The sequence below is a fragment of the Komagataeibacter oboediens genome, assembly GCF_003207815.1.
Taxonomy (GTDB): domain Bacteria; phylum Pseudomonadota; class Alphaproteobacteria; order Acetobacterales; family Acetobacteraceae; genus Komagataeibacter; species Komagataeibacter oboediens.
On sequence record NZ_NKTX01000230.1, the window covers coordinates 1 to 890 of the forward strand.

Annotated in this window: 1 protein-coding gene; it reads left to right on the forward strand. The window is 56.5% G+C overall.

Annotation, left to right across the window (positions count from 1 at the left end; all coding sequences use genetic code 11):
• Positions 1-74: 74 nt before the first annotated feature.
• The coding region (locus tag CFR80_RS18525; protein WP_110507871.1) for an IS5-like element IS1031D family transposase at positions 75-890 on the forward strand (816 nt) is incomplete at its 3' end.

Consider the following 890-nt stretch of genomic DNA (forward strand, 5'->3'; position numbering starts at 1 on the left):
AGAGCCTGATCCGAAAGTTTTTGAACAATACCAGCATGTTGTGATTCATCCGTCTTTGCGAAGAGATGGAGTGAATGGTGGCATGGACTGGTATTGCCCGACACGAACATAGCCGGGAGGGATTGCGATATCCATCGGATATGACGGATGCCGAGTGGGCTTTGATTATGCCGTTCGTGCCCCCGGCGAAACGGGGCGGACGGCCTCGCACGGCGGATATGCGCGAGGTTGTAAACGCGATACTTTATATCGCCTCGGGTGGGTGTGCGTGGCGTCTGCTGCCGAAATGCTTTCCACCGGTCTCGACGGTCAGGCGCTACTTTTACGCATGGCGTGATGCCGGACTGTTCGAAGCGATGAACACGGTACTGGTCATGAACCTGCGGGAGATTGAAGGGCGTGAGGCCTCCCCGAGCGCGGGCGTGATTGATAGCCAGTCGGTGAAAACCACGGAAAGTGGTGGAATTTCCGGTTATGACGCTGGAAAGAAGGTCAAAGGTCGCAAGCGCCATATTCTGACGGATACCTGCGGCTTCCTGATCTTCCTCCTTGTTCATGCCGCTGACATTCAGGATCGTGACGGGGCTGTCGATGTCCTGGCGGCAATACGCAAACACTTTCCATGGCTTCGCCACATCTTCGCCGATGGCGGCTATGCCGGTAATAAACTGCGATCCGCGCTCGCCAGCATGGGAAAATGGACGGTCGAAATCATCAGGCGATCAGACACAGCCAAGGGCTTTGAAATTCTGCCTCGCCGCTGGGTGGTCGAACGAACATTCGCCTGGCTCGGTCGCTGCAGGCGGCTCGCCAAAGACTGGGAAAAGTCCATAGCCTCGTCAACAGCGTGGACTTTGATCGCCTCAATCCGCATGCTGACCCGCAGAACC